At 71.6% G+C, this 22,820-nt stretch carries 19 protein-coding genes; 10 read left to right on the top strand and 9 right to left on the bottom strand.

Annotation, left to right across the window (positions count from 1 at the left end; all coding sequences use genetic code 11):
- Positions 1 to 63: 63 nt before the first annotated feature.
- Genes AB0M83_RS14315 through AB0M83_RS14305 form a run of 3 tightly spaced genes read left to right on the top strand, consistent with a single transcriptional unit; the run spans position 64 to position 2,006 of the window.
- A complete protein-coding gene (locus tag AB0M83_RS14315) occupies positions 64 to 1,245 on the top strand; it encodes a helix-turn-helix domain-containing protein (protein WP_364516915.1) in 1,182 nt (393 codons plus the stop codon).
- Between the two features lie 45 nt (positions 1,246 to 1,290).
- Positions 1,291 to 1,770: a DUF2975 domain-containing protein gene (locus AB0M83_RS14310; RefSeq protein ID WP_364516913.1), complete on the top strand. Its 480-nt coding sequence runs from the start codon at positions 1,291 to 1,293 to the stop codon at positions 1,768 to 1,770.
- The gene (locus tag AB0M83_RS14305; RefSeq protein ID WP_364516911.1) at positions 1,770 to 2,006 is read left to right on the top strand and encodes a helix-turn-helix transcriptional regulator; all 237 of its coding nucleotides are present in this window, start codon (positions 1,770 to 1,772) and stop codon (positions 2,004 to 2,006) included. The genes AB0M83_RS14310 and AB0M83_RS14305 overlap by 1 nt, the downstream gene beginning before the upstream one ends.
- Here AB0M83_RS14305 and AB0M83_RS14300 read toward each other — a convergent pair.
- Positions 2,003 to 2,494 carry a hypothetical protein gene (locus AB0M83_RS14300; protein WP_364516909.1) on the bottom strand — a complete coding sequence of 164 codons (492 nt, stop codon included), beginning with the start codon at positions 2,492 to 2,494 and terminating at the stop codon, positions 2,003 to 2,005. The two genes, AB0M83_RS14305 and AB0M83_RS14300, sit on opposite strands and share 4 nt — an antisense overlap.
- Positions 2,495 to 2,768: 274 nt before the next feature.
- Here AB0M83_RS14300 and AB0M83_RS14295 point away from each other — a divergent pair, with 274 nt between their 5' ends.
- Positions 2,769 to 3,836, top strand: coding sequence for a DUF3068 domain-containing protein (locus AB0M83_RS14295; protein ID WP_364516907.1), 1,068 nt, complete (start codon positions 2,769 to 2,771; stop codon positions 3,834 to 3,836).
- Here the strand turns inward: AB0M83_RS14295 and AB0M83_RS14290 are convergent, their stop codons facing one another.
- Complete coding sequence (locus AB0M83_RS14290; RefSeq protein WP_364516905.1) at positions 3,837 to 4,586, bottom strand: class I SAM-dependent methyltransferase; 750 nt, start codon at positions 4,584 to 4,586, stop codon at positions 3,837 to 3,839.
- A gap of 97 nt (positions 4,587 to 4,683) precedes the next feature.
- Here AB0M83_RS14290 and AB0M83_RS14285 point away from each other — a divergent pair, with 97 nt between their 5' ends.
- Positions 4,684 to 5,823 carry a glycosyltransferase family 4 protein gene (locus AB0M83_RS14285; RefSeq protein WP_364516955.1) on the top strand — a complete coding sequence of 380 codons (1,140 nt, stop codon included), beginning with the start codon at positions 4,684 to 4,686 and terminating at the stop codon, positions 5,821 to 5,823.
- Positions 5,824 to 5,994: 171 nt separating this feature from the next.
- Here AB0M83_RS14285 and AB0M83_RS14280 read toward each other — a convergent pair whose 3' ends face one another.
- Genes AB0M83_RS14280 through AB0M83_RS14270 form a run of 3 tightly spaced genes read right to left on the bottom strand, consistent with a single transcriptional unit; the run spans position 5,995 to position 8,932 of the window.
- Entirely contained in the window at positions 5,995 to 7,050 is a 1,056-nt protein-coding gene (locus tag AB0M83_RS14280; RefSeq protein WP_364516903.1) for a hypothetical protein, read from the bottom strand.
- Positions 7,051 to 7,054: 4 nt separating this feature from the next.
- Complete coding sequence (locus AB0M83_RS14275) at positions 7,055 to 7,237, bottom strand: hypothetical protein (protein WP_364516901.1); 183 nt, start codon at positions 7,235 to 7,237, stop codon at positions 7,055 to 7,057.
- A 3-nt stretch (positions 7,238 to 7,240) separates the two neighbouring features.
- Positions 7,241 to 8,932 (bottom strand): hypothetical protein, encoded by a 1,692-nt coding sequence (locus AB0M83_RS14270; RefSeq protein WP_364516899.1) that lies wholly within the window; start codon positions 8,930 to 8,932, stop codon positions 7,241 to 7,243.
- A 70-nt stretch (positions 8,933 to 9,002) separates the two neighbouring features.
- Between AB0M83_RS14270 and AB0M83_RS14265 the strand changes: the two genes are divergently transcribed.
- Positions 9,003 to 10,205 carry a polysaccharide biosynthesis protein gene (locus tag AB0M83_RS14265; protein WP_364516897.1) on the top strand — a complete coding sequence of 401 codons (1,203 nt, stop codon included), beginning with the start codon at positions 9,003 to 9,005 and terminating at the stop codon, positions 10,203 to 10,205.
- Positions 10,206 to 10,349: 144 nt separating this feature from the next.
- Here AB0M83_RS14265 and AB0M83_RS14260 read toward each other — a convergent pair whose 3' ends face one another.
- Positions 10,350 to 14,360: an alpha-(1->3)-arabinofuranosyltransferase gene (locus AB0M83_RS14260; protein WP_364516895.1), complete on the bottom strand. Its 4,011-nt coding sequence runs from the start codon at positions 14,358 to 14,360 to the stop codon at positions 10,350 to 10,352.
- A gap of 104 nt (positions 14,361 to 14,464) precedes the next feature.
- On the opposite strand from AB0M83_RS14260, the gene AB0M83_RS14255 reads away from it, so the two are divergent.
- On the top strand, positions 14,465 to 15,139 hold the full coding sequence (locus AB0M83_RS14255; RefSeq protein ID WP_364516893.1) for a class I SAM-dependent methyltransferase: 675 nt from the start codon (positions 14,465 to 14,467) through the stop codon (positions 15,137 to 15,139).
- 4 nt (positions 15,140 to 15,143) lie between these two features.
- Here the strand turns inward: AB0M83_RS14255 and AB0M83_RS14250 are convergent, their stop codons facing one another.
- Together AB0M83_RS14250 and AB0M83_RS14245 are read right to left on the bottom strand one after the other, a co-directional pair.
- The gene (locus AB0M83_RS14250) at positions 15,144 to 16,889 is read right to left on the bottom strand and encodes a hypothetical protein (RefSeq protein WP_364516892.1); all 1,746 of its coding nucleotides are present in this window, start codon (positions 16,887 to 16,889) and stop codon (positions 15,144 to 15,146) included.
- A 7-nt stretch (positions 16,890 to 16,896) separates the two neighbouring features.
- Positions 16,897 to 18,477 (bottom strand): substrate-binding domain-containing protein, encoded by a 1,581-nt coding sequence (locus AB0M83_RS14245; protein ID WP_364516890.1) that lies wholly within the window; start codon positions 18,475 to 18,477, stop codon positions 16,897 to 16,899.
- A gap of 259 nt (positions 18,478 to 18,736) precedes the next feature.
- Here AB0M83_RS14245 and AB0M83_RS14240 point away from each other — a divergent pair, with 259 nt between their 5' ends.
- Both AB0M83_RS14240 and AB0M83_RS14235 read left to right on the top strand, forming a co-directional pair.
- The gene (locus AB0M83_RS14240) at positions 18,737 to 19,537 is read left to right on the top strand and encodes a hypothetical protein (RefSeq protein ID WP_364516888.1); all 801 of its coding nucleotides are present in this window, start codon (positions 18,737 to 18,739) and stop codon (positions 19,535 to 19,537) included.
- A gap of 67 nt (positions 19,538 to 19,604) precedes the next feature.
- Positions 19,605 to 19,958: a VOC family protein gene (locus AB0M83_RS14235; RefSeq protein WP_364516886.1), complete on the top strand. Its 354-nt coding sequence runs from the start codon at positions 19,605 to 19,607 to the stop codon at positions 19,956 to 19,958.
- A gap of 97 nt (positions 19,959 to 20,055) precedes the next feature.
- Here AB0M83_RS14235 and AB0M83_RS14230 read toward each other — a convergent pair whose 3' ends face one another.
- The gene (locus AB0M83_RS14230) at positions 20,056 to 21,813 is read right to left on the bottom strand and encodes a multicopper oxidase domain-containing protein (RefSeq protein WP_364516884.1); all 1,758 of its coding nucleotides are present in this window, start codon (positions 21,811 to 21,813) and stop codon (positions 20,056 to 20,058) included.
- A gap of 191 nt (positions 21,814 to 22,004) precedes the next feature.
- On the opposite strand from AB0M83_RS14230, the gene AB0M83_RS14225 reads away from it, so the two are divergent.
- A complete protein-coding gene (locus AB0M83_RS14225; RefSeq protein ID WP_364516882.1) occupies positions 22,005 to 22,799 on the top strand; it encodes an HAD-IIA family hydrolase in 795 nt (264 codons plus the stop codon).
- Positions 22,800 to 22,820: the final 21 nt, after the last annotated feature.

The raw sequence follows: 22,820 nt of genomic DNA, 5'->3' as shown, positions 1-22,820 counted from the left end.
TGGACATGAATTTTACTCAAGTTCGTGCGTATCCCGGGCCGCGGACCCGAGCTAAAGTGAGGAATGGGCATCGAAGCTCTGGCCAGGCCGGTACCTCGCGAACACCGCGAGCTGGTGCGCGAGATGCTGACCAGACTGCCCGAGTTCGCCGACCGCCTCGCCCGCCTGCTCAGCGAAGAGGACGAGTTCTACCGCCAGGTGGAGGACGTCGCCCCCGGTGAGCTGCGCCAGGTCTGCCGGGCCAACCTCGAACGCGCGCTGACGGCGCTGGCCGAGGGCCGCGGCCTCGCCCTCGACGCCGCCCGCAAGACCGGGCTCGTCCAGGCGCGCCAAGGCATTCCGCTGCCCGCGGTGCTGCGCGCCTTCCGCATCGGCGGCACCTTCGTCTACGAAGCCCTGCTCGAGCTCGCCGGGCCGGAGTTCCTCAACCCCACCCGGACGATCGAGATCAACTCCTACGTCTGGAAGGCGATCGACCTCTACTCCGACGCCCTGACCACGGCGTACGAGCAGGTCGCCGCCGAGCCTTCGCACGCCGACGCGCGCCGGCTGGACGACCTGCTCCGCGGCCGGCTCCCGAGCCAGGCCGACATGGAAGCCGCCGCCCGCGACCTGGGCCTGCCGACGGCGGGCATGTTCGTCGTCGTGGTCACCGAGCGCGTCGAGCCCGACGGGCAGGACACCGTCGAGGCACTGCTGCGCGCCCGCCGCTGGCGCTCGGCGTGGCGACCCGGTGGCGAGGCGGGCCTGGTCGCGATCGACCGCATCGAAGACGTCCGGCGGCTGCGCGAAGTGCTGGGCTCGCTGCCGGTGGCGGCCGGGCTGAGCAAGCCGTTCAGCGGGTTCCCGGACGTCCCGGACGCGCTGCACCGGGCCCGGATCGCCCGCCGCTCGCTGCCCGCGGGGACGGCCGGCGTGGTGGTGTTCGGCGACTCGCCGGTGACGACGCTGGTCGCCGCGGCGCCGGGGATGGCCCGCGACGTCGTGCGGTCCGCACTGGCGGGCGTGCTCGCCCTGCCGGGCGCGGAACGCAAGGTCATGCTCGACACGCTGCTCGCGTGGTTCGCCGGCCACGGCTCGGCGAAGGAGGCCGCGGACCGCCTGTTCGTGCACCCCAACACCGTCCGCTACCGGCTGCGCCGCGTGCAGGACCTGACCAAGAGGGACCTGACCGACCCCGTCGACATCGGCGAGCTGTACGTCGCCCTCGAATCGGTGCGCCTCGACCCGGGAGCGGCCGGCTAACTCCGATCTATTGACTTTCGATAGGTATCCAGCGATAGTCGTCGCATGTTGACCGAAAGACGCGCGGTCGCCGCGCTCCGGGTGTTTCTCGTGGTGTTGTTCGGCGTGCTCGTCGTGTTCCAGACGTTCTCGCTGCCGGGCGGGATCGCGTATCACGCGCAGCAAAACCCGCACGACGCGAACCTGCGCTGGCCGCTGACCGCCATCGCGGTGTTCCTCGTGCTGTGCGTCCAGGTGGTGCTCGTCGCGACCTGGCAACTGCTGACGCTGGTCAAGAAGGACCGGATCTTCACCGCCGCGTCCCTGAAGTGGGTCGACGCGATCGTCTGGGCCATCGGCGCCGCGTGGCTGGTCTTCGTCGGCATGCTGCTCTTCGTCGGCTTCAACGCCGACGACCCGGGGATGCCGATGCTGCTGTTCCTGGTCACCGTCGGGATCACCGTGCTCGGCCTGCTGATGGTGGTCATGCGCGCGCTGCTGCGTCAGGCGACCAGCCTGCGGACCGACCTGGAAGCGGTCATCTGATGGCGATCGTCGTGCGCATCGACGTCGAACTGGCCAAGCGCAAGATGAGCGTCGGGGAGTTCGCCGAGCAGGTCGGGCTCACGCCGGCCAACGTCGCCGTCCTGAAGAACGGGCGGGCGAAGGCGGTCCGGTTCAGCACGCTGGAGGCGATGTGCCGGGTGCTCGGCTGCCAGCCCGGCGACCTGCTGGAGTGGGTCGACGACCACGCCGGCGCGGAGGTGGCGGATCCGGCCTAGGCCGCGTCGGCTTCGACCAGCCTCGCCAGTTCCAGCAGCGTGCCTTCGAAGCCGGGACCGGCGGTGAGCGCCACCGTGAGCGGGCCCCCGCGCCGGTCCGTGCCCACCGGGAGCGTCACCGCCGGCTCCGTCCACTGGGGACGGTCCACACCGGCCGAGACGACCACGTCCGGCCGGGCCGTCGCGCGCCGGCGGCCGCCGGCGTCGAGGTCGAGCACCACGTTGCCGTGCAGGGAAAGCAGCGCGGCGACGTCGGCGACGGCGTCGCGCAGCTCGCGGTCGGCGATCGAGTCCGAATGCGCGCCGATCGCCGCCCGCGAGCGCTCGCCGCCGAGCCTCGGCACGATCACGCCGAGGTCACCCGGGGTGCAGGCGAGGACACGGATGCCGGGTACGCCCGCCAGCGGGTCGGTCAGGGTGATTCCCGAGCTCGCGGCCACCGCCACGATCCGGGCCCGCCAGCGCGCGTCGGCCGCGATGGCGACCAACGAAGGGTCCTGGGGCAAAAGGGATTATCTCCTTTGCGGTCCGGCGCGGCGGAGGGTGGATCGTCCGATGGTGGGCCCGTGCCCGTTGTGCCCGGGAACAAACATGTTTGGTCGCTTGGTCCGAACGGCGGCGCACATGCGACCTTCCGGTCGCACCGGGTGGCTGTGACCGCCGGTCACACTTTGACGTGCGGCGTGGCGCGGGCCACTATCCGCAGCACCTGATTACCGCCGGGTAATTTGCGTGTCGACGATGACCGACCCAGGAGGACCGTTGCGACGTGCTTTCGGCCTGATCTTGCTGGCACTGGGCGTTTTCGCGGTCGCCGGGGCGGTGCTCCTCCCCACGTACGTCTACCCGAAGCTCGCCAAGGTGCCCCTCGACCAGGACTCGACGTCGGTGCTCGAAGGCACCGCGAGCAAGGTCCTCGCCGTGACCGACGACGGCTCCGGCCCGGTGTCGAACATCCGCGAGAACGCCAAGCTGACCGCGACGGGCCACGTGCAGGCGAACTTCGCCGCGCCGGAGATGCAGCGGGACACCGACTACGCGGTCTGGCTGCTGGCGGTGCAGGTCACCGACGACGCCGACGGCACGGTGCTCAGCGCGAGCAAGCGGCAGGTCTGCTTCGACCGGCGCACCGGCGAGGGCTACGAGCCGAACGGCGCGGCCGACCCGAAGTGCGACGCCCGGAGCAGCTACGTCACCGAACTGAAGGACAAGGCCGACAAGGACGGCCAGAAGCCGGCCGAGACGAACGTCGAGAAGGCGCAGCCCGGCCTGAACTTCAAGTTCCCCTTCGGCACCGAACAGCAGGACTACAAGGTCTACGACGACAACACCGGCGCGGCCGTCACCGCCCGCTACACCGGCACCGAGACGGTGAACGGGATCGAGACCTACAAGTTCGTCCAGGACATCCCGGACACGAAGCTCGACTCGAAGAAGGTGCCCGGCTCGCTGGTCGGCTCCGACCAGTCCACTGTGGACGCGGATCTCTACTACCGCGGCGTCAACACGATGTGGGTCGAGCCGGTCACCGGGATCCAGGTCAAGCAGCAGCAACAGCAGCACCAGGAGCTGCGCGTCGGGACCAGTGGCAGCTCGACGGTCGTGTTCGACGGGACGCTCGCCTACAACGGCCGGACCATCGCCCAGATGGTCGACCAGGTGAACGCCAACAAGGGCAAGCTGGAGTTCCTGTCGAGCACCGGCCCGATCTGGCTCGGCATCGGCGGCGGGGTGCTGATCATCGCCGCGGTCGTGCTGCTGGTCCGCCGGCGCCCGGCCGAGCCACCGGCCCCGCGGCAGCGGCGCCAGGTGGTCTTCGCCCGGACCTGATCAGCGCTTGCGCAGCACCAGGACCAGATTCCAGGATGCGATTTCGCGAAGGCCGGGAATCCGCACGATCCACATCGCCCAGCTCGGGTGGTAGCGCGGATACCCGGCCACGAAATCGGCCAGCGGCGTCGCTTTCGCCCAGCGGAGCGCGGCACCGACCGAAACCGGGAACAGGCTTTCCCCGAATTTGTTCTTCGGCTGCTTCCCCAGTTTCCGGAAATACCGCCGCCGGGCGTAGTGCCCGCCGAGGAAGTGCCACGGCGCGGTCTCGTGGCCGCCCCACGGCGAATACCACGGCGTGAAGGACGCGAAGACCGTGCCGCCGGGCTTGGTCACCCGGCACATCTCGTCGAGCATCACCCACGGCTCGGCGACGTGCTCCAGCACGTTCGACGAGTAGCAGACGTCGACCGATCCGGTGCGCACGGGCAGTTCCGTGCCACTGGCGCGGATCATGTTCTCGCCGGGCTCGCCGCGCGCGGACAGCTCGCCGACGTCCGGGTCGAGGCCGAGGTAGACCGCGCCGGCCGCGCGGAACGCGTCGGAGAAGTAGCCCGGGCCGCCCCCGACGTCGAGCACCGTGCGCCCGGACAGCGGAGTGTGTGCCGCCAGTTGCCGGACCGAGTCGGCGGCCAGCGCCGAATAGAAGCCGTCCGGGTCGGTCTGCTCGGTGAGGAAGGTGCGGAACAGCGTGACGGAACGGCTCAGCGTCGCTTGATGAGGCCGGTCGAGCACCGGATTGCCTACCATTGAACCGTCGCTTTCCCGAATACGTTCCTCTACTGTGTACGCACCGGTAACCTAGCATCGTCGCTACAGTTTGGATAACCCGATGGAACGACCTCGAGTGCTCCTCGTCAACTGGCGCGACACCGGCCACCCCGAAGGCGGCGGGTCGGAGCGGTACGTCGAGCGGATGGCCGAAGGGCTCGCGAGAGCCGGGTACCGGGTCGAAATCCAGTGCGCCGCCTACGCGGGTGCGACGGCCGGGGAATGGCGTGACGGCGTCCGCTACCGGCGCCGCGGCAACAAGTTCGGCGTGTACGTCCACGCACTGCGCGCGATTCGCCGGGCCCGCGCCGACCTGGTGGTCGACGTGCAGAACGGGATGCCGTTCTTCGCCCGGCTGGTCGCCGGCTGTCCCGTGCTGGTGCTCGTGCACCACGTCCACAAGGAACAGTGGATCAGCGCGCTCGGCGAGACACTGGGCCGGGTCGGCTGGTGGATCGAGTCGCGGCTGGCGCCGTGGCTGTTCCGCAAGTGCCGGTACGCCACGGTTTCCGAGGTCACCAAGGCGGAGCTGGCGGGCCTCGGGATCGACCGTTCGCGGGTGACGGTGGTACCGAACGGCCTCGACGCGCCGCCGGTGTGCGCGTCCGAACGCGACGCTTCCCCGACGCTGGTCGCGGTGAGCAGGCTGGTGCCGCACAAGCGGATCGAGCACGCCATCGACGTCGTCGCGCGGCTGGCGCGGCGCTGGCCTTCGCTGAAGCTCGAGGTGGTGGGCCAGGGTCCGTGGGACGAAGTGCTGCGCGCGCACGCGGCTTCGCGCGGGGTGGCGGACCGCGTGGTCCTGCACGGCTGGGTCGACGAGCAGGCCAAGCACGAGATCCTCGCGCGGTCGTGGCTGCACCTGTGCCCGTCGGTCAAGGAGGGCTGGGGCATCGTCATCATGGAGGCCGCGGCGCACGGCGTGCCGTCGGTCGCCTACCGCGCCGCGGGCGGCGTGGCCGAGTCCATCGTGGAGGGTCGCACGGGCCTGCTCGCGGAGGACTTCGACGACTTCACCAACCAGGTCGACGGCCTGCTCGCCGACGGCCTGCGGCGGGCGGAAATGGGGCTCGCCGGGGTCGAGCGCGCCGGGATGTTCAGCTGGGACGCGAGTGTCGGGCAGTTCGAGTCGCTGGTCCGGGACGTCTCCGGGCTTCCGGCGCCCCGGCCGCGGGTCCTGAGCCCAGCGGCGCGCGGCTCGGCTCTGGCGTCGTAAACCGTTGTCGGCTCGCCTTCCGATGCAGTGAATGACTCATTCCTGGCGTCCAGCGCCAGGAATGAGTCATTCACTGCGGCAAGTTCGGGCCTCGGCGGCGCGGGCGCTGGGGGCGGCGAGGTTGTGAACGACTCGTTCACCTCGTCCGACGCGAGGAAAGGGTCGTTCAGGTCATCGCAGCGGCGCCTGATCCCGGACCGCGTCGCGGAACTCGTCCAGCAGCCGTCCGGCGGCCGGCGCGTCGAAGTCCTTGCGGCGGGCCCGGACGGTCACCGTGGTCGTCTCCCCGGTGGTCGCCGCGCCGAACGCCACCCCTGACCGGCCGCTCGCGGCCGGGTAGAACGCCAGCGAGCGCACGGTGTCCCCGGTGGACACGACGCCGAGGTTGGACACCAGGAACGTCGAGCCGAGCCGGCTCGCCAGCAGCCGCGTGCCCAGCCGGGCCAGCCGGCTGCTGCGGGCCGGGAAGTCCGGCTCGGGCTCCTGCGCGGCGAGCACCGCGGCGACGTCCGCGCCGGGACGCAGCCGCAGCCGGAAGAACGCGCTGTCGTGCACCGGTTCCGGCGCGGCCCCGGCGCGCCACGACGCGCCCAGCGCGGCCACCACGCGGGCGGTACGGGCACCGTGCGCGCGGTTCCAGCTCGAGGTGGCGCGGGCGGCGGCCGCGACGAACCCCGCGGCCCCCAGGCGCAGCCGAGGCTCGTGCCGGACGGCGAAGACGTCTCCCGCGGCCTGTCCGCGGCGGTCGGGCGTGATCCGGCCCGGGGGCGCGAAAAGCGCCTCAGCGAGCCGCTGGACCGCAGAAAGCGCAAAGGGTTTGCCGCCGGTGCGGGCGCCGATCCCCCTCGCCGCCGAGGAAACCGGGACGTCGAGGAGGGTGCCGAGCAGCGAAAGCAGTCCCAGGCCGTCGAGGGCGCCGTGGTGCGCGGCGACGAGCAGGGTGGGCTCCTCGGCGCGGATGGCGACGCGCAGGAGCGGCGCGGTCCGTTCGTAGGGCAGCGATGCGAAACGATCGCGAGTGGCCGGCAGGTCGGTGGTCAGCTCGATTTCGGGCACGGCACCGAGGTGCGGGTACTGCTGGACGGCAGCCGCGAGCCGGGCCCGGAGCTTCTCCGGTTCGGGGGCGGCCGTGCCGAGGGCCGCTTCGAGGAGGATGCTCCACGAAACGGTGGGGTCGCCGTAGAGCCCGACGACGCGGTGCGCGTCGTCGGAGGCGAGCCGGGTCACCGCGTCAGCGGTTCCCGTAGAGCTTGTTCGGGTGGTCGGCCGGGTTGTACTTCACCTGCGCGTTGAGCTTTTCCTGCACCTGGGCGGAGCTGTCCGGGTCGGCACCCTGCGTGAGGGCGAACCCGGCTCCGGTCGCCAGACCGCCTCCGATGATGACGGCGGCGACCACGCCGATGACCGTGCCCACGTGTCACTCCCTTCGCGGCGGGGAATTCCTGCCGCGGCCCAATGTACGCATCGGTAACTTGAGGCACAACAGTGCGACGCACAGCGACGCGAGCACTACTCCGTTCGCCACCAAGGCGGGCGCCCACGAGATCGCTTTCACCGCGGGCACACCCGGGGTCCGGTAGAGCGTCAGCCAGTCACCCGACCACACCGGCGTCGCGTCGGCGAGCAACCGGGAATCGACGTAGCCGGGCGTCCCGTGCTCGACGAGGATCCAGCCGATGCCCGCGGCGGTGAGCTCACGGGCGGACGTCGCGGCGCGGACGTCGCCGATGCGCGGGTCTTCCCCGGTGACGCGGTCCTGTCCCACCAGGAGCGTGTCGTCCATCAGCACGGGTTTCGGGAGCACGCGCGGCGCCGGGTCGAGCTGCGTGCGGTCGTCGTTCCAGGCGAACCCGCGGAACGTCGAAAGCGGCAACGTGAGCACGTCACCGGGGCGGTCACCGAGCACTTCGGACACTGCCCGCCAGTCGGCCGGGTACTGCACGGTGCTCAGCCGTCCCCAGCCGCCCCAGGCCAGGTCCGGCATGGTGAGCAGGGGGAAGACGGCCGCCGCCGTCACGAGCGCGATGCGTCCCCGCTCGGTTTTCAGCTTGGCCGCGGCTACTTCGATGGCCAGCGCGAAGCCCAGCGCGAGCGGCAACGCCCACCACGCGACCCATTTCTGGGCGTCGCGCAGGAGTCCCGCGCCGGGGAGGTGCCGCGTGGCCGCGGTCAGCAGCGCGTCACCGCCCGGCAGTGTCGCCAGGGACGCCAGGAGCACGCCCGCGGCGCCGAGGCCGAACAGCGAGCGGGCCGGCGCCTTCCCCCACCGCCGCGTGAGGGGCGCGAGGCCGGCGACCGCGATGGCGGCGACGATGAGCGTCAGCACCGGGATGAGGGGCAGGGACCGGCTGCCGGGCACCGTTTCGGCGTTCCAGATGCCGCCCAGGCCGAGCACGCTCAGCAGCGCGGGTCCCCAGCTTTCGGGGCGGGCGCTGAACGCCGTGACGCCGACCGGGTCCGAGAAGGTGCCCTCGGCGTTGAGGAAGGTCGGGACCAGCCACGGCAGGTTGAGCACGATGGCGATGGCGAGTGTCTGCCAGAGGCGGCGCGAACCGGCGGCCACGGCCATGACGACGACGGCGAGCACGCCGCCCGGCGGGGTCAGGACCGCCGGGGCGCACGCGAGCACCAGCTTCGGCAGGGCGTTCGGCTCGTGCTCGCGCGCGGCGAGCCCGGCTTTGACGATCCACGGCAGGCAGGCGTAGGTCAGCAACAGCGGCCAGTGCCCGATGAACAGCCGCTCCGCGACGTACGGCGTCCAGGCGTACGCGGTCGCGGCGACGAGCCGAGTGCCCAGGTGCTCGGTGGGCACCAGGCGGCCGGCACCCCACGCGGCCCCGAACAGGGCCAGCAGCAGGACGATCTTCTGGACGATGTCGCCGGGCAGCACGGTGGTCGCCAGCGCGACGACGGCGTCGGCCGGGACGGACCGCGGCAGTGTGCTGCCGATCCCGAAGGCGTCCGGCACGAAGTACTGCCGGGGCGCGAACACCATGTCGTAGGAGAGGACGAACCCGCGGCCCAGCAGCGGCGCGCAGACGGCGAACGCCAGCAGAGCGGACACCCCGGGCAACACGGGGAGCGCGAGCCGCCTGCCCGGTGCGTCCACTGCCCTTCCTTTCCGCTGTCCGCGCGGTTAGGGTCCCTGGAAATTACCCGCCGGTAATGGGAGCCCGCCGTTGAGCGTAGCCACCGAAGCGCCGGCCCGGACCGGCAACCGGGTCGCGGCGATCCTCGTCTCGCTCGCGCTCGCGGGCAACAACGCGGCCAGTTACGTGCTGAGCCTCGCGGCCGCGCGGATCCTCGCGCCGGGGGCGTTCGGGGAGCTGAGCTCGCTGCTGGCGGTGCTGGTGATCGGCGTCGTCCCGGCGATGGGGCTGCAGACAGTGGTGGCGCTGCGGGTGGCGCGCTCGCCGTCGCACGCCCGGGGTTCGCTGTTCGCGCTGGGGCTGCTGACGAGCGCGATCGTCGCGACGGCGGCCTTGACGCTCAGCCCGTTGCTGGTGCTCCTGCTGCACCTGGGGTCGCTGACGCCGGCGCTGCTGGTGACGGCCGCGCTCGGGCCGTTGACGCTGCTGGGGGTGTTCCACGGGCTGCTGCAGGGCGCCCACCGGTTCGCCCTGCTGGCCGGGCTGATCGCGCTGGAGGGTTTGGGCAAGGTCGGCGGCTCGCTGATCGGCCTGCTGGTGACGGGCTCCCCGACGGGAGCGCTGGCCGGGACCGCGCTCGGGTCGCTGGCGGTGGTCGTGGCGGGCTGGCAGGTCTGCGGCCGCCCGCGTCCCCGGTGGGCCGATCGCCACGGCGTCGAAGTACTCCATACGGCGCAGGCGATGCTGGCGCTGGTGCTGCTGGTGAACCTGGACCTGGTGCTGGCGCGGCACACGCTGCCGTCGTCGTCCGCCGGGGAATACGCGCTGGGGGCGATCGTCACGAAGATCGCGTACTGGCTGCCGCAGGCGGTGGGGGTGCTGGTGCTCCCCCGGTTCGCCGCGTCGTCCGGCCGCCGCCGGGTGCTGCCGGTGGCGTTGGCGGTGTGCGCTTTTCTGGACGCCTTCGTGCTGCTGGCTTCGGTGGTGCTGGGGCCGTCACTGCTGTCGTTGATCGGCGGGGCGCGGTACGCGGGGAGCACGATGCCGGTGTGGCCGTTCGCCCTGGCCGGGTCGATGCTGGCGCTGGTCCAGATCCTGTTGTACGCGCGCCTGGCCGACGGCGACCGCCGGGTGGCGGTGCTGATGTGGGCGGCGGTCGCCGTGGAGACGCTCCTCATCACAGCGTGGCTGCACGCATCGGCGACCCAGGTGGTGACGGTGGCGGCCTGCTGCGCCGGCGGCTTGGCCGTGGCCGGGTTCGTACTGGAGTTACGAGCCCGCCGCACCACCTGAGCCGTGGTTCAGGCCGGAACCGGCGTGATGGGAACCGGAACCGGCGTGACTGAGCCCGTAACTCGCGTGATTGAAGCCGGAACTCGTGAGTTACGTCCCCGATCACGCGAGTTGCGGCCTCGATCACGCGAGTTGCGGCCTCGATCACGCGGCCGGTTCGGTGGGGTTCTCCTTGCGGGTGAACCAGTCCACGCACGTCGCCACCATCGCGGCCGCCGCCAACAGCAATGCCGCCTGGGTCACCGGGCCGTACGCCCACTCCTGGCCGTGGCCGAGGATGCGGCCCGTCACCGATACCCCCGACGCCACGGCCATGCCGCCGAACGCCAGGTACCGCGGGGCGCTGTCCCGGAACTGCCGGGCCAGCAGGCACGCGATCAGCAGCACCACCGGCAGCATCCCGCCCAGCGCCACCAGCAGCACGATCAGCGCCACCGGCACCAGCGCACCCCCGGGCAGCACGGGGAACGACCGCCGCCGGGCCGGCCAGAAGACTCCCGCCAGCATCAGCACCACCGCGAACGCGCCGATCAGCAACGACGTCCGGTACGCAGAGTCCGGCGTGAACGCGAGCGACACCACTCCGCCCGCGCCGGCCGGGACGATCCACGCCTGCTGCCAGCCGTCGACGCGGGTGCGGGCCAGCTCGCGTCCGTCCAAAGTGGCCACCCAGCCCGCGTTCGCGTTCTCCGGGACCGCCAGCACCGCCTCCGCGCCCGGCGCCACCTTCACCGAGCGCGACGCCGCCTCCCACTTCTCCACCTGCACCGCGCGGCGCATCGGCGGCGAGGAGGACACCGAAGGACGCAACCACAGGTCCTGGACGACGAACGACTCCGACCGGTCCGTCCGCAGCTCGTGCCCGCCGGACGGCAGCGAGATCCCGCCCTCCGAATCCCGGCACATCCGCAGCTCCAGGAGCCGGTGCGCGGTGATGTCGGCCAGCGTCCCCTGCACCGACGTCCGGTAGTCGAGCCCGTCGAGGTGGACGTTCGGTCCCGAGCCGCACGGCACCGTGAACGCCGGGTCCGGGCCGGGCAGGAGCCCGTCGGTGCCGGACAGCTCCAGGCTGCCGATCCCCACCGCCGAACGGGCCGCGGGGTCGTCGTCGTCCCCGGGCAGCACGACCTGCAGCTGGTCGGTGTCCAGGGGTTCGAAGGACGCCGACCCGCCCGCGTCGAGCTGCACCGAGCGCGACCCGGCGCGACCCACCAGCTCGACCTGACGCGGGATCTGCGCCCCGCTCGCGGGCGAAACCCCGATGTGCAGCCCGGAAATCCGCTTCGTCCCGCTCCAGCCGAGCGTCAGCGCCGGACGCAGGTCGGTGGCGTCGGGACGCCACGTCGTGCCCGCGTCGCCGTCGACCGCCGCGAAGCCGCCCGCCGCCGGGTCGCCGGCCAGCTGCGACGACGACGCCACCGTGACCCCCGGCAGCTGCACCGGGTTCTTGCCGCCGCCCGCGGGCAGCACCGAGCCGCCGACGAGGAACGTCTGCTCGGCGGGAGTGCTGAACAGCCGCCGGATGCCGTCGGGCTCCTCGCCGTCCCGCGCGGCGGACGCGTCGCACCGCACCGCGCCGGCCGAAGGCAGGCAGGCGTACCGCGGCTGGGCGCCGCGCGTGAACGCGAACCCGGGCGCCGGCCCGGCGGGCAGGTCGGCCGGGACTTCCAGCGCGCGCTGGGGCTCGGTGCCGGGGATCTTCAGCTCCGCGATGCCGACGTTCCCGTCCTGCCGCCCGACCACCAGCGACAGCAGCGTGACGCGCACCTTGCGGGTGACCCCGGCCATGACGGAGTAGGTGTGCGACCCCGCGCCGCGGATCACCTGCTGGTCGACCGAGCCGTTGTCGGTGGTGACGCGGATCCGGGTCGGTGGCCAGCCCACCCGCAGGTCGTCCACCATCTGCAGGTCCACCGAGTTCACCAGCCGCGGGGTGTCCAGCTCCACCTCGAGCCACTGGCCGACCGGCCCGGTGAACGACGACGAGTGCCACGCCGTGCGCGGGTCGCCGTCGATCGCGGCGAACGGCTGGTGGCCCGGGTCGGACCCGCCGAACGCGTCGGCGAACGACGCGGCCGTCGACGCCGTCACCGCGCGGATGCCCCGGTAGGCGGCGACGGTCTGGTGCTCCTCGCCCGGGAACGGCAGCAGGTCACCCGCGGCGCGCTGCTGGCGGAACGCCTCCCCGGCGGTCAGGGTCTGGCTGAGGTTGTCCCGCACGCCGCCGACGTTCCGCTCGGCGCGGCGCAGGCCGTCGGTCACCAGCCGCGGTCCGCCGGGCGAGCCGCCGTCGCCGGTCAGCACGGTCGGCGTCGCCGGGTCGAGCTGGCCGGAGTCGATCAGCGGGAGCAGGTTCTCCGGGCCGCCGCTCACCGTCGGAACGTCCTTTGTGGACGTCGCGGTGGCCAGCGGCACCTGGTGGCGAACCTCGTAGATCTCGAGCGGCCCGAACTCCGCCGCCTTGCCGATGCCGGGCGAGCCGGCCAGCCCGGCCCGCAGCGTCGCGACCGGTGGAGCCGTGTTCCGCTCCCGGTCGATGTCGTTGCGCAACAGCAGGAACCGGTACCCGGACCGCGCGAGCAACGCCGCGAGCCCGGGGTCGCCGCGGCCGTCGGCGAGCGCCGCGTCGACCGAGTCCATCAGCCGCGTGTTGCCCTCCGACCCGAGCGGCACCTGGTTGCGCACCGCCCACGGGCTCTTCGCGATCGCCTGCGCGGGCTCGTCGACCGTGCGGCCCCAGTCGTACTCTCCGAACCCGGTGGCCGGCAGCAGCAGCGTCCGGGCGTTCGGGTCGGCCTTGGCGACGTACCCCATCGCGTCGTACCAGTAGCCGGGCACCTCGTCCCAGCCCGGCCCGGACCGCAGGTTCAGCAGCCACGCGGGCGCGGCCATCACCAGCACCAGCAGCAGGCCCAGCGCGGGCCGCACGAACCGGCGCGCGGACTTCACCCGGACCGGGCTCGAGATGCCGTGCACGAACGCCAGCATCAGCGGCAGCCGCAGCACCGGCTCGAACTTGTGCACGTTGCGCAGCGGGGCGAGCGGCCCGTCGAGCAGGTGCCGGACCTGTTCGGCCAGCGGGCTGTCGAGCGTGCCGACGTAGCCGATGGTCAGCAGCGTCAGGCCGGTGAGGACGCCCAGCACCAGGAACCGCCGCTCCGGCAGGCCGCGCCGGGTCAGCCCGAGCAGGCCGACGCCGGCGACGAGCCCGGTCGCGAGCATCAGAATGGGGTTGTCGATCAGCGACCAGCCGCCCGGCCACCACGGCGTGCCCTGCACGACGTAGGCGACCCACTGGTTGGTCCCGCGCAGCACTTCGAACAGCGACATGGGAGCGGTCGTGTTCGTCGCGGACTCGATGTAGTCCAGGAACGGCAGGCTGTATTCGCCGAGCAGCAGCAGCGGCAGGATCCACCACAGCGTCGCGCCGACGACGAAGACGAACCACCACAGGACCAGTTCGACGTGGTGACGCGTCCACTTGCGCGTCAGCAGCCACAGTCCCGGCAGGACGAGCGCCATCACGACCATCGCGCCGTTGACCCCGCCCATGCACAGCACGGCGACGGCGGACAGCCCGGCGGCTCGCCGCGGCGAGCCGATCGTCCCGGCCCGGACCAGCGGCACCAGCACCCACGGGAGCAGTACCGCGGGCAGCATCTCCGCGGACAGACCGCCGATTTCGGTCAGCATGCGCGGCGCGAGCGCGTACCCGAGCGCGCCGATCAGCCGCGTGCGTTCGGTGCCGAGCCTCATCGCCCGCGCCAGCAGCAGGGCGCCGCCGAACGCGGCCGAGAGCAGGACCGCCCCCCACAGCCGCTGCGCGACCCACGCCGGCATCCCGGTGGCCTGGCACAGCGCGAAGAACGGGCCCATCGGGAAGAGGTAGCCGTACGCCTGGTTCTGCAGCTCCCCCGCCGTGGCTTGCGGGTTCCACAGGTGCAGCGCGCGGCCGAGGAAGGCGAGCGGGTCGACGGCGAGGTCGAGCTTCGTGTCGAAGGTCGTCTTCCCCGGCATCTGCAGGAACGACAACGTGGTCAGCGCCAGCACGATCCACGTGCTGGGCCGGCGGAAGAACGCGCCCACCGAGAACTTCCGGGCGCCGCCGGAGGGCGGGGCGTCGTCCCGGGACCGTTCGCGGGTGGCGGTTACCATCCGGTAGATACTAGGCCGAAACCTGGCTACGATGTGCCGACGATTTTCTCCCGGTCCCCCGAACTCCTGGCAGGTGCGCCATCTCGTTCGAAGACGCCTGGGCTTTGGCCGAACCGGTCAAGGGCTGGATGACGCGCGCGCAGGGCGAAGCGCTGTGGAACGCCGCGTGCCGCCTCGAGAAGGGCGACGTCATCCTGGAAATCGGCAGCCACCAGGGCAGATCCACGATCGTCCTCGGCGCCGCGGCCCGCACGGTCGGCGCCACGGTGATCGCCGTCGACCCCTTCGTGGACGGCCGCCTGTTCGGCGGATCGCCGACGCGCCAGCTGTTCGAACGCCACATCCGCCAGGCCGGGCTGGACGACGTCGTCGAGCTCGTCGCCGGTTACAGCACGGAACTGCGCCCTGACTGGGACCGGCCCCTACAGCTGCTTTACATCGACGGCAAGCACGACTACTGGACCTACACCGACGACCTGCGCTGGTCGGCACACCTGCCGCCGGACGCGGAAATCCTGGTCCACGACTGCTTTTCCTCGATCGGCGTCACGCTCGGCACGATCGCGAAGGTCCTCTTCGGACGCCGGTACACCTACGTGGACCGGGCGACGTCGCTGGCGCGGTTCCGGTTGTCGCCACCGTCCACGGCGGACCGCGTGCGCGTGCTGGCGCAGCTGCCGTGGTTCGTGCGCAACGTCGGGATCAAGGTGCTGCTGCGCCTGCGGCTGCGGCCGGTCGCGCGGCTCTTCGGCCACGACAGCCCGTACGACCCCTACTGAACTCCTACCCGGTCACCGGCTTCCCGATCTCGACCTTCGCGACGCACACCGGCGCGCCCGCGCTCGACAGCTGCAGGCCGATGTGGTCGAAGAGGCCGTCCACCGGCAGGTACAGCGAGTGCAGCCCGGCCTGGAACCACACCGGCGTCCGGTCCACCAGGCCTTCGCCGCCGTCGGAGGTGAAGTAGTCGATCTTCAGCAGGTGCCGCCCCAGCACCGGTGTGTCGAGCGGGACGCGCACCTGGGTCTGGCCGACCGTGTACCCGCAGTTCGGCACCGGCCCCGGCACCCCACGGGATTCCGCGGCCACCCCGGTGATCGGGTGCGGCGTGCCGGTGGCGTCGAGCAGGTGCATCCGGTTCGTCGGCTGGTCGAAGTGCGTGCCGGGCACCAGGCCGGCCACCCGGGACGCCTGCGAATCCGCGCCGAACCACTCGTGGACCACATCGGACGGCACGAACGTGTCGTAGAAGACCAGATCCGGGTCCTCGGCGACGGCCGCCCGCACGTTTCCGAGGTACTGCGCGGAATGGCCGAACCGCAGCGCCGGCGCGAGCCGCGAAAATCCCACCGCGGAACTGACGAGCAAAAGCACGCACACGGCTAGCGCGATCGGCTGTTCACGCTTACCGCCGGACGGGCCAATTTCGCCGGGCGGCAGAAACGCGAACGCTCCGCAAAGGGCGGCCACGAGCGCCAGTTCGGCCAGGTACCTCGGATCGTCGCCGGCGGCCGGGCCGACTTCGCGCAGCCGCGTCGACGCCAGCAGCCCGACGTCCACGGCGAAGAGCAGCCCGAGCAGCGCCCACGCCCGCCAAGCCCGGCGTCCGCCCGCGCGCACGCCGCCGGCCAGCAGCGCCAGTGCCGCGGCGAACAGCACGACCACGACCGCGAACGGCGACGGCGCCCAGGTCGCGCCCGGGCCCGGCCCGGACCACGGCCCGCCGGCCAGCCCGGGCAGGAAGGTGTCACCGAGCATCCGGCCGGTCAGGTCGGCGACGGTCCCGGCGGTCATCGGCGGACCGCCGGCGGCCACCTGGCTCGACGTCAGGGCGAGGTAGGTCGCGGCGAACGCGACGAGCAGCGCCACGTGCCCCGCCCAGTAGCGCCACCGCTCCCGGAAGGACTGTCCGAGCAGGACGGTCACCCCGGCGAGCAGCACCGGGACCACGACGGCCTTTTCGTAGAACGCGAAACCGAAGAGCGTCCAGGCGAACGTGCCGATCCACCACCGGCCGCCCTCGCGCAGGTAGCGGACGTGCCAGTACAACGCCCCGACGGCCGCGAGCACCACCGGGACGATCTGGATCCCGTAGGCCCACCACAGCGTCGGGACCAGCAGCAGCGTCGAGGCCGTGAAGACGGTGAACGGCACCAGGATCGCCCAGCGGCGGCCGAAGCAGCGCACGAGCAGGCACCAGAACAGCACGGTCGCGACCGCCCGCATCAGCAGCAGCGGCGCCACGAGCAGCGGGAAGTTCAGCGGCGCCGACCACGTCAGCACCGCCACGACGAAGAACCCGCCGGGGCTCAGGTGCCCGTGGTAGTCCTGGAACAGGAACCCGAGGTCGAACGGCCCGGCCACGGCGGCCCGGTAGGTCATGATGAAGTCGTCCTGCGAGAAACTCCCGTGCAGCGCCGCCCAGGCGTGGAACGCGAACGGCACGATGCCGGCGACGAACGCCGTCAGCACCAGGGCCGTGGGTCTCCGGAGCGCCCGCGGCGCCGGCTTTTCCGTCAGCTGCAGCACGGGTTCCTCACTTCTTGCAGGCCGGCGGCTGGCACATGAGCGTGCTCAGCGCCTGGTAGAAGACGTCGGAGATCTTGCGCGGGTCCGGCGTGGTGAACGACTCGCCGCCGGTGGCGGCCGAGACCTGCTTCAGCTCGCTCGCGTCGATGTCGGGGCCGATGCCGATCCCGATCACCGGCAACGGTTTCCGCGGGTCCTGCAGCCGGGCCAGCTCCGCGAGCAGGCCGGGCAGCCCGACGGAGTCGCTGTCCTCGTTGCGGCCGTCGGTCAGCACGACGACGACGTTGATCCGGCCGAGCTGCCAGTTCTGCCGCGCGTTCTGGTACGCGGCGAGGATCGAGTCGTACAGCCCGGTCGCGCCGCCGGCCTTCGGCTTGACCGCCTGCAGCGTCGCCACCCCGCCACCGGCGAGCTGTTCCGCGATCGACCGCATTGGCAGCAGTTCCCGGTAGTCCTTGGCGCCGTCGAGCTTGGTGGAAAACAACCACAGGCCGATTTCCGTCGTCGGCTTGAACAACCCGAGACCCTGCGTCGCGGCTTCCAGGGTGAGCGCCATCCGGCTCCGGCCGGTACCGGGGACGGTGGCGGCCATCGAGCCGGAGACGTCGAGCAGGACCTGGACGCGGGCGCTGAGGTTCGCCCCGGCCCACGCCTGCAGCACGCCGTACATCGCGTCCGGCGCGGGCGGCCCGGCCGGGCGCGGCGCGGCGTCCGTGCGGGTGTCGCGCGGCCGGTCGCCGAGCAGCTGCCCGGACGGCGTCCGGAATCCGGCGTCGGCGAACGTCTTCGTGGCGGTCTGGTCGAGCAGCAGCCGCAGGAACCGCTCGGCCGCCGACCGCGAAGCCTCCGACGCGCGCGGAAGCACGACGTACGGGTAGTCGAGGCTGGGCACGCCGGCCGCCGGGTACGCGGCGACGAGCTCGCGCGCCAGCACGGACTGTTCCGACGCCGGCGACGCGGTGAAGGGTTCCTTGACCGCGGAGAGCTTGCGGATCTCCTCGGTGAACGCCGCGGCGGGGTCGGGCGCGTCCTTGGTCACCTGCTGCAGGCCGATCAGCGCGGCGATGCCGGCCGGGTCGCGGCTCGGGTCGGGCAGCCCGACCGGGCTTCCCGCGAGGACGTCCGACCAGGACGGTGACTTTCCCGGCCAGCCGGCCTGTTTCGCGACCTCGTCGGTCAGGGCCAGCACGACCGGCGAGCTCGCCACCGACTGGCCGGACTCGGGCAGGTTCCACGCGCCGCCGTCGCGGGCCTGCAGCAGCCGGCTGCTCGACTCCGGCACCCAGACGTCGGGACCGTTCGCTCCGTTGGTTTCCAGCGCCGCCGCGGTGGCCGCCGACGCGGCCGCCGTGACCTCGACGGTGTAGCAGTCCGGCGCCGGCACGGTCCGGGCGAGCGTGGTGAGCACCGGCGCGACGTCCGGCGCCGCGGTGATGTGGACCGGCGTGGTGGTGTCGCAGCCGCCGGCGGCGAGGCGGTCGCGCAGGTAGTCGACGCCGGCCCAGGCGAGCAGGGCGACCACGAGCAGCACGCTCAGGACGACGACCCGCGCGTCGATGCGCCGGGATCGCGCCGGGTGTGCCGCCATGCACGTACCTTCCGTCGTGAAGTCCTGGCAGCTTGCCAGCCGGGTGAGCGGGAAGCCAGACCCGATAGCGGAAAGTCACCATCGCCGCGTGATCCCGTGGTGAAGGAATTGCGCGGTGCGGCCGTCTCGGTGACGGTCCGGAACTGCGTAACATTTGCGCTTGACGCCCGTCCCACATGGGTAACAGCACGATGGCGAGTCGCGGAGACGATTTCGCTGTCCCCGAAACGGCGAACGGCACCGAACGGAGACGCAACCCGTGCGCACGATGTACGACGCGGTCACGGCCGCGAACATCCCCGCCGGCGCGGAGATGGTCGCGGGATACATCGACAAGATCAAACTGGAACCCTGGTCGGCCGCCGACTGGGCACGTTTCCCCAACGCGGTCAAGGTCACGATCGTCAAGAAGGCGAGCACGAACGACGGCCACGTCCTGGACGTCGAACCCGGCGACGCCACCCCGGCCGAAGCGCCGGGCTGGGTCCGGATGCGCCGGGCGGCCGGCGCGGACCCCACGATCTACTGCAACCTTTCGACCTGGCCCTCGGTACGCTCGGCGTTCTCGTCGGCCGGCGTCGCCGAGCCGCACTACTGGATCGCCCACTACAACGGGGATCCCGCGATCCCCGACGGGGCGATCGCCAAGCAGTACCGCGGGGACGTCGCCCCGGGTTACGACGTCTCGTCCGTCGCCGACTACTGGCCCGGTGTGGACGGAAACGGATCCGCCTCGACTGGAGTGGAGATCATGGAGCGCATCACCGTCACCCCGCCCAACGCCAACCAGAACACGGTGCGCGTGTTCTTGTCCGGCAGCCCCGGCGCGGCGGTCATCATCCGCCCGCGGCTCGGCGGTGACGGGTTTTCGAAGCCGATGTGGGTCGGCGACATCTTCGCCTGGGGCAACGACCACCAGGGCGTCGGCCACAACCCCACGCAGGTCGCGGGCTACAACAACAAGCTGACGTCCCACCGGCGCTACGACCTGCCGGGCGCGGTGTGGGCCGACATCAACTACAGCTCGGCCGACCCCTTCGAGGTCGACATCGTCGGGTAGCGGCGGGTCCGGGGCCGTCCGCGTGTCGGCGGCCCCGGACTCCCCGCCCCGCTGGCAGGATCGCGGCATGGAACGCGTGCTCGGCATCGGTGGGTACTTCATCCGCGCGGCGGACCCGGCGGCACTGGGCGCCTGGTACCGGGACGCCCTCGGCCTCGGCGCCGACGAGCACGGTGTGTGGCAGCAGGAGTCCGGGCCCACGGTGTTCGCGCCGTTCGAGGCCGGGACCGACTACTTCGGAGCCCGTTCCCAGCAGACCATGCTCAACTTCCGGGTCCGCGACCTCGACGCGATGCTCGCCCAGCTCCGCGAGAAGGGTGCGGAAGTGGCCGAGGAGACCCAGGACCTGGCCGGCGTCGGCCGCTTCGGCTGGGTCACCGATCCGGAAGGCAACCGCATCGAACTCTGGCAGCCCGCCTGAAGCGCCCCAATGTGGCCTTCGGTGCGTCAGACGCACCCAAGGCGGCCTTGGGTGCGTCTGACGCAACCAAGGCCACATTGGGGCGCTGGGGCCGAGGTCAGTGGTGGTGGCCGCCCGGGTGGACGTGGAACTTCGCCACCTCCGGCGGGTGCACCACGAACGGCCGCATCATGCCCTCGTCTTCGTGGTCGAGGATGTGGCAGTGGTACATGAACTCGCCGGTGCCGCCGCCGAACTGCCCGGCCACGCTCACCCACTGGCCAGGGTTCACGATGATCGTGTCCTTCCAGCCCTCCTCGTACTTCTCCAGCGGGACGTCGGTGAACCCGCTGAGCGGCGCCGTCGTCCGCTCGGTGGCCTGGTCGAACGTCGTCGTGAAGCGCCGCCGGAACAGCGCCTGGAACTCCGTCAGGTGGATGTGGACCGGGTGCGCGGGCCCGCCGTTCGCGACGTGCAGGATGTTCCACACCGCCCACCGGTCGTGGTCGATGAAGATGCCGGTCGTGTCGTCGAAGAGCCGCCCGATCATCCGGAACGTCTTCAGCCCGCCGGCCGGGTCCTGCACCTGGATGATCCCCTCGCCGCCCGGGTCCGCCTCGACCTGCTCGAGGTCCCACATCTCCGGGTGGCCGTCCTTGTTGAGCAGCAGCGCGATCCAGACGTGGTCGTGGTCCTCCGGCAGCGTCGTGCCGTGCACCAGCCGCTGGTAGGACGTCGAAACCTGCTCCGGCAGCGTGAAGGAGTCGTGCTTAGCGCGGCCGTCGACCCGGAACTCCATGAGGTCCGGCTCCACGCCCAGCCGCGGGTCGGCGTTGCGCAGCTTGAGCTTCCGCCCCTTGAAGCGGCTGAAGTCGATCAGCACGTCGAACCGCTCGGCGGGAGCGACGGTCAGGCCGCCGGCCGGCAGCACCGCGGGCGCGGGCAGCAGGCCGCCGTCGGTGCCGATCAGGCGGACGGCGTCGTTGACCGGCTCGTTGTTCTCGTCGACCAGGTTGAGCGTGTAGAACCGCGAGTTGGCCGCGTTGAGCAGCCGGAAGCGGTACCACTTCGCGTCGACGTCCAGGTGCGGCCAGATCACGCCGTTGACCAGGTTGAACGGACCCGAGAACGGGATCATCGGGCCGTTCGGCACGTACGGGAACTTGAACAGCAGCTGCCCGGTGAGCGCGCCGGCCGCGTCGGTGTCCAGGTTGCGGTCGGTGATGATCAGCGGGAGCTCGCGGTCGCCGTGCGGGAGGTCGAGCGCGTCCTCCTCGTCGTCGCGGATCAGGTACATCCCGGCCAGGCCGGTGTGGACGTTGAAGCGCGTGATCGCCATCGCGTGGTCGTGGTACCAGAGCGGCATCGCCGGCTGCCGGTTCTGGTACTCGGCCAGCTGCGACGTGCCCTTCAGGCCCGCGTTGTGCGCCCAGCCGTCGTTGCCCGCGTTGGTGCGCGCGCCGTGGAGGTGCACGACGGTCCACGCCGGCAGGTCGGCGACGCCCTCGACGACCGAGTAGCCGGGCTTGTCCAGCTCGCGGCCCGGACGGCTGGTCGGCGCGTCCGTCACCGGGCCCTGAACGGCGGCCAACGGGAACTCGCCGTCGATTTCGTTCGACCACGAAATCCGTAGCTGCTTGCCGCTGCGCACTTCGATCGTCGGACCCGGGAAATGACCCGCGTACGTCCACAACGTGGTTTCGGGCAATTGCGAGTGCAGCCGCTGCTGGCGGGTCACCATGGGAATGGTGATCGTTTCCCGGTTCCGGGGCCGGAGTGCCGGCGGAACCGGCAGTGGGTCGAGGAACTTGGTGAGTCCCCAGTTCGGCCCGGTGGCGGGCGTGGCCGTGGCCGGCCGCTCGATGATTTCGGTCATGTGGTTTCCCCCTTCATGTTCGGGGGCAGGACGAATTGCGCCCCGGCGATTACGCCGGTGACGTCGAAAAGAATTCCCCCGAACCCCCTCGGTGGCCGGGTACGCGACTCCCCTCGCGATACCGGCAATTCCCACTGTAGCCCTTTTCGGCGAAGAACGCAGGTGTCTCGCGCGCGTGATAGGTTCCGCGCATGAACGAACGCCGGTGGACGTATCTCTCCGACATGGACGGCGTGCTCGTCAAGGAGGAGCACCTCGTCCCCGGGGCCGACGAGTTCCTCGCCGAGCTGAAGGCGAACGGCATCGACTTCCTGGTGCTGACGAACAACTCGATCTACACCCCGCGCGACCTGCGGGCCCGGCTGGAGCGCACCGGGCTCGACATCCCGGAGGAGTCGATCTGGACGTCGGCGCTGGCGACCGCGAAGTTCCTCTCGTCGCAGCGGCCGAACGGCTCGGCGTACGTGATCGGCGAAGCGGGTCTCACGACGGCGCTGCACGAGGTCGGCTACGTGCTGACCGAGCGTGACCCGGACTACGTCGTGCTGGGCGAGACCCGCACGTACAGCTTCAGCGCGATCACGCGCGCGATCCGGCTCATCGAGGGCGGCGCGAAGTTCATCGCGACCAACCCGGACGCGACCGGCCCGAGCGTCGAGGGCTCGATGCCGGCCACCGGGTCCGTCGCGGCGCTGATCGAGAAGGCCACCGGGCGCTCGCCGTACTACGTCGGCAAGCCGAACCCGCTGATGATGCGCTCGGCGTTGCGCCGATTGGGTGCGCATTCGGAGTCGACGCTGATGATCGGTGACCGGATGGACACCGACGTGCACTCGGGCATCGAGGCTGGCCTGCAGACGATCCTGGTGCTCACCGGCATCTCCACCCGGGAGTCGGCGGAACGCTATCCGTACCGCCCCACTCTGGTGCTCGACTCGATCGCCGACCTGATCGGGCGAACCGCGGACCCGTTCGGCGAAGGCTGACGGTGGGCCCGGCACGTCTAG

Origin of the sequence: Amycolatopsis sp. NPDC051106 (assembly GCF_040682775.1) — a bacterium.
Lineage (GTDB): Bacteria > Actinomycetota > Actinomycetes > Mycobacteriales > Pseudonocardiaceae > Amycolatopsis.
This window is presented reverse-complemented; position numbering and strand designations above follow the sequence as displayed.

Excerpts from the sequence above, each read along its gene's own strand:
- AB0M83_RS14310 (WP_364516913.1), top strand. The coding sequence starts at position 1,291 with ATGTTGACCGAAAGACGCGCGGTCGCCGCGCTCCGGGTGTTTCTCGTG.
- AB0M83_RS14315 (WP_364516915.1), top strand. The coding sequence starts at position 64 with ATGGGCATCGAAGCTCTGGCCAGGCCGGTACCTCGCGAACACCGCGAG.
- AB0M83_RS14225 (WP_364516882.1), top strand. The coding sequence starts at position 22,005 with ATGAACGAACGCCGGTGGACGTATCTCTCCGACATGGACGGCGTGCTC.
- AB0M83_RS14230 (WP_364516884.1), bottom strand. The coding sequence starts at position 21,813 with ATGACCGAAATCATCGAGCGGCCGGCCACGGCCACGCCCGCCACCGGG.
- AB0M83_RS14305 (WP_364516911.1), top strand. The coding sequence starts at position 1,770 with ATGGCGATCGTCGTGCGCATCGACGTCGAACTGGCCAAGCGCAAGATG.
- AB0M83_RS14290 (WP_364516905.1), bottom strand. The coding sequence starts at position 4,586 with ATGGTAGGCAATCCGGTGCTCGACCGGCCTCATCAAGCGACGCTGAGC.
- AB0M83_RS14235 (WP_364516886.1), top strand. The coding sequence starts at position 19,605 with ATGGAACGCGTGCTCGGCATCGGTGGGTACTTCATCCGCGCGGCGGAC.
- AB0M83_RS14245 (WP_364516890.1), bottom strand. The coding sequence starts at position 18,477 with ATGGCGGCACACCCGGCGCGATCCCGGCGCATCGACGCGCGGGTCGTC.
- AB0M83_RS14260 (WP_364516895.1), bottom strand. The coding sequence starts at position 14,360 with ATGGTAACCGCCACCCGCGAACGGTCCCGGGACGACGCCCCGCCCTCC.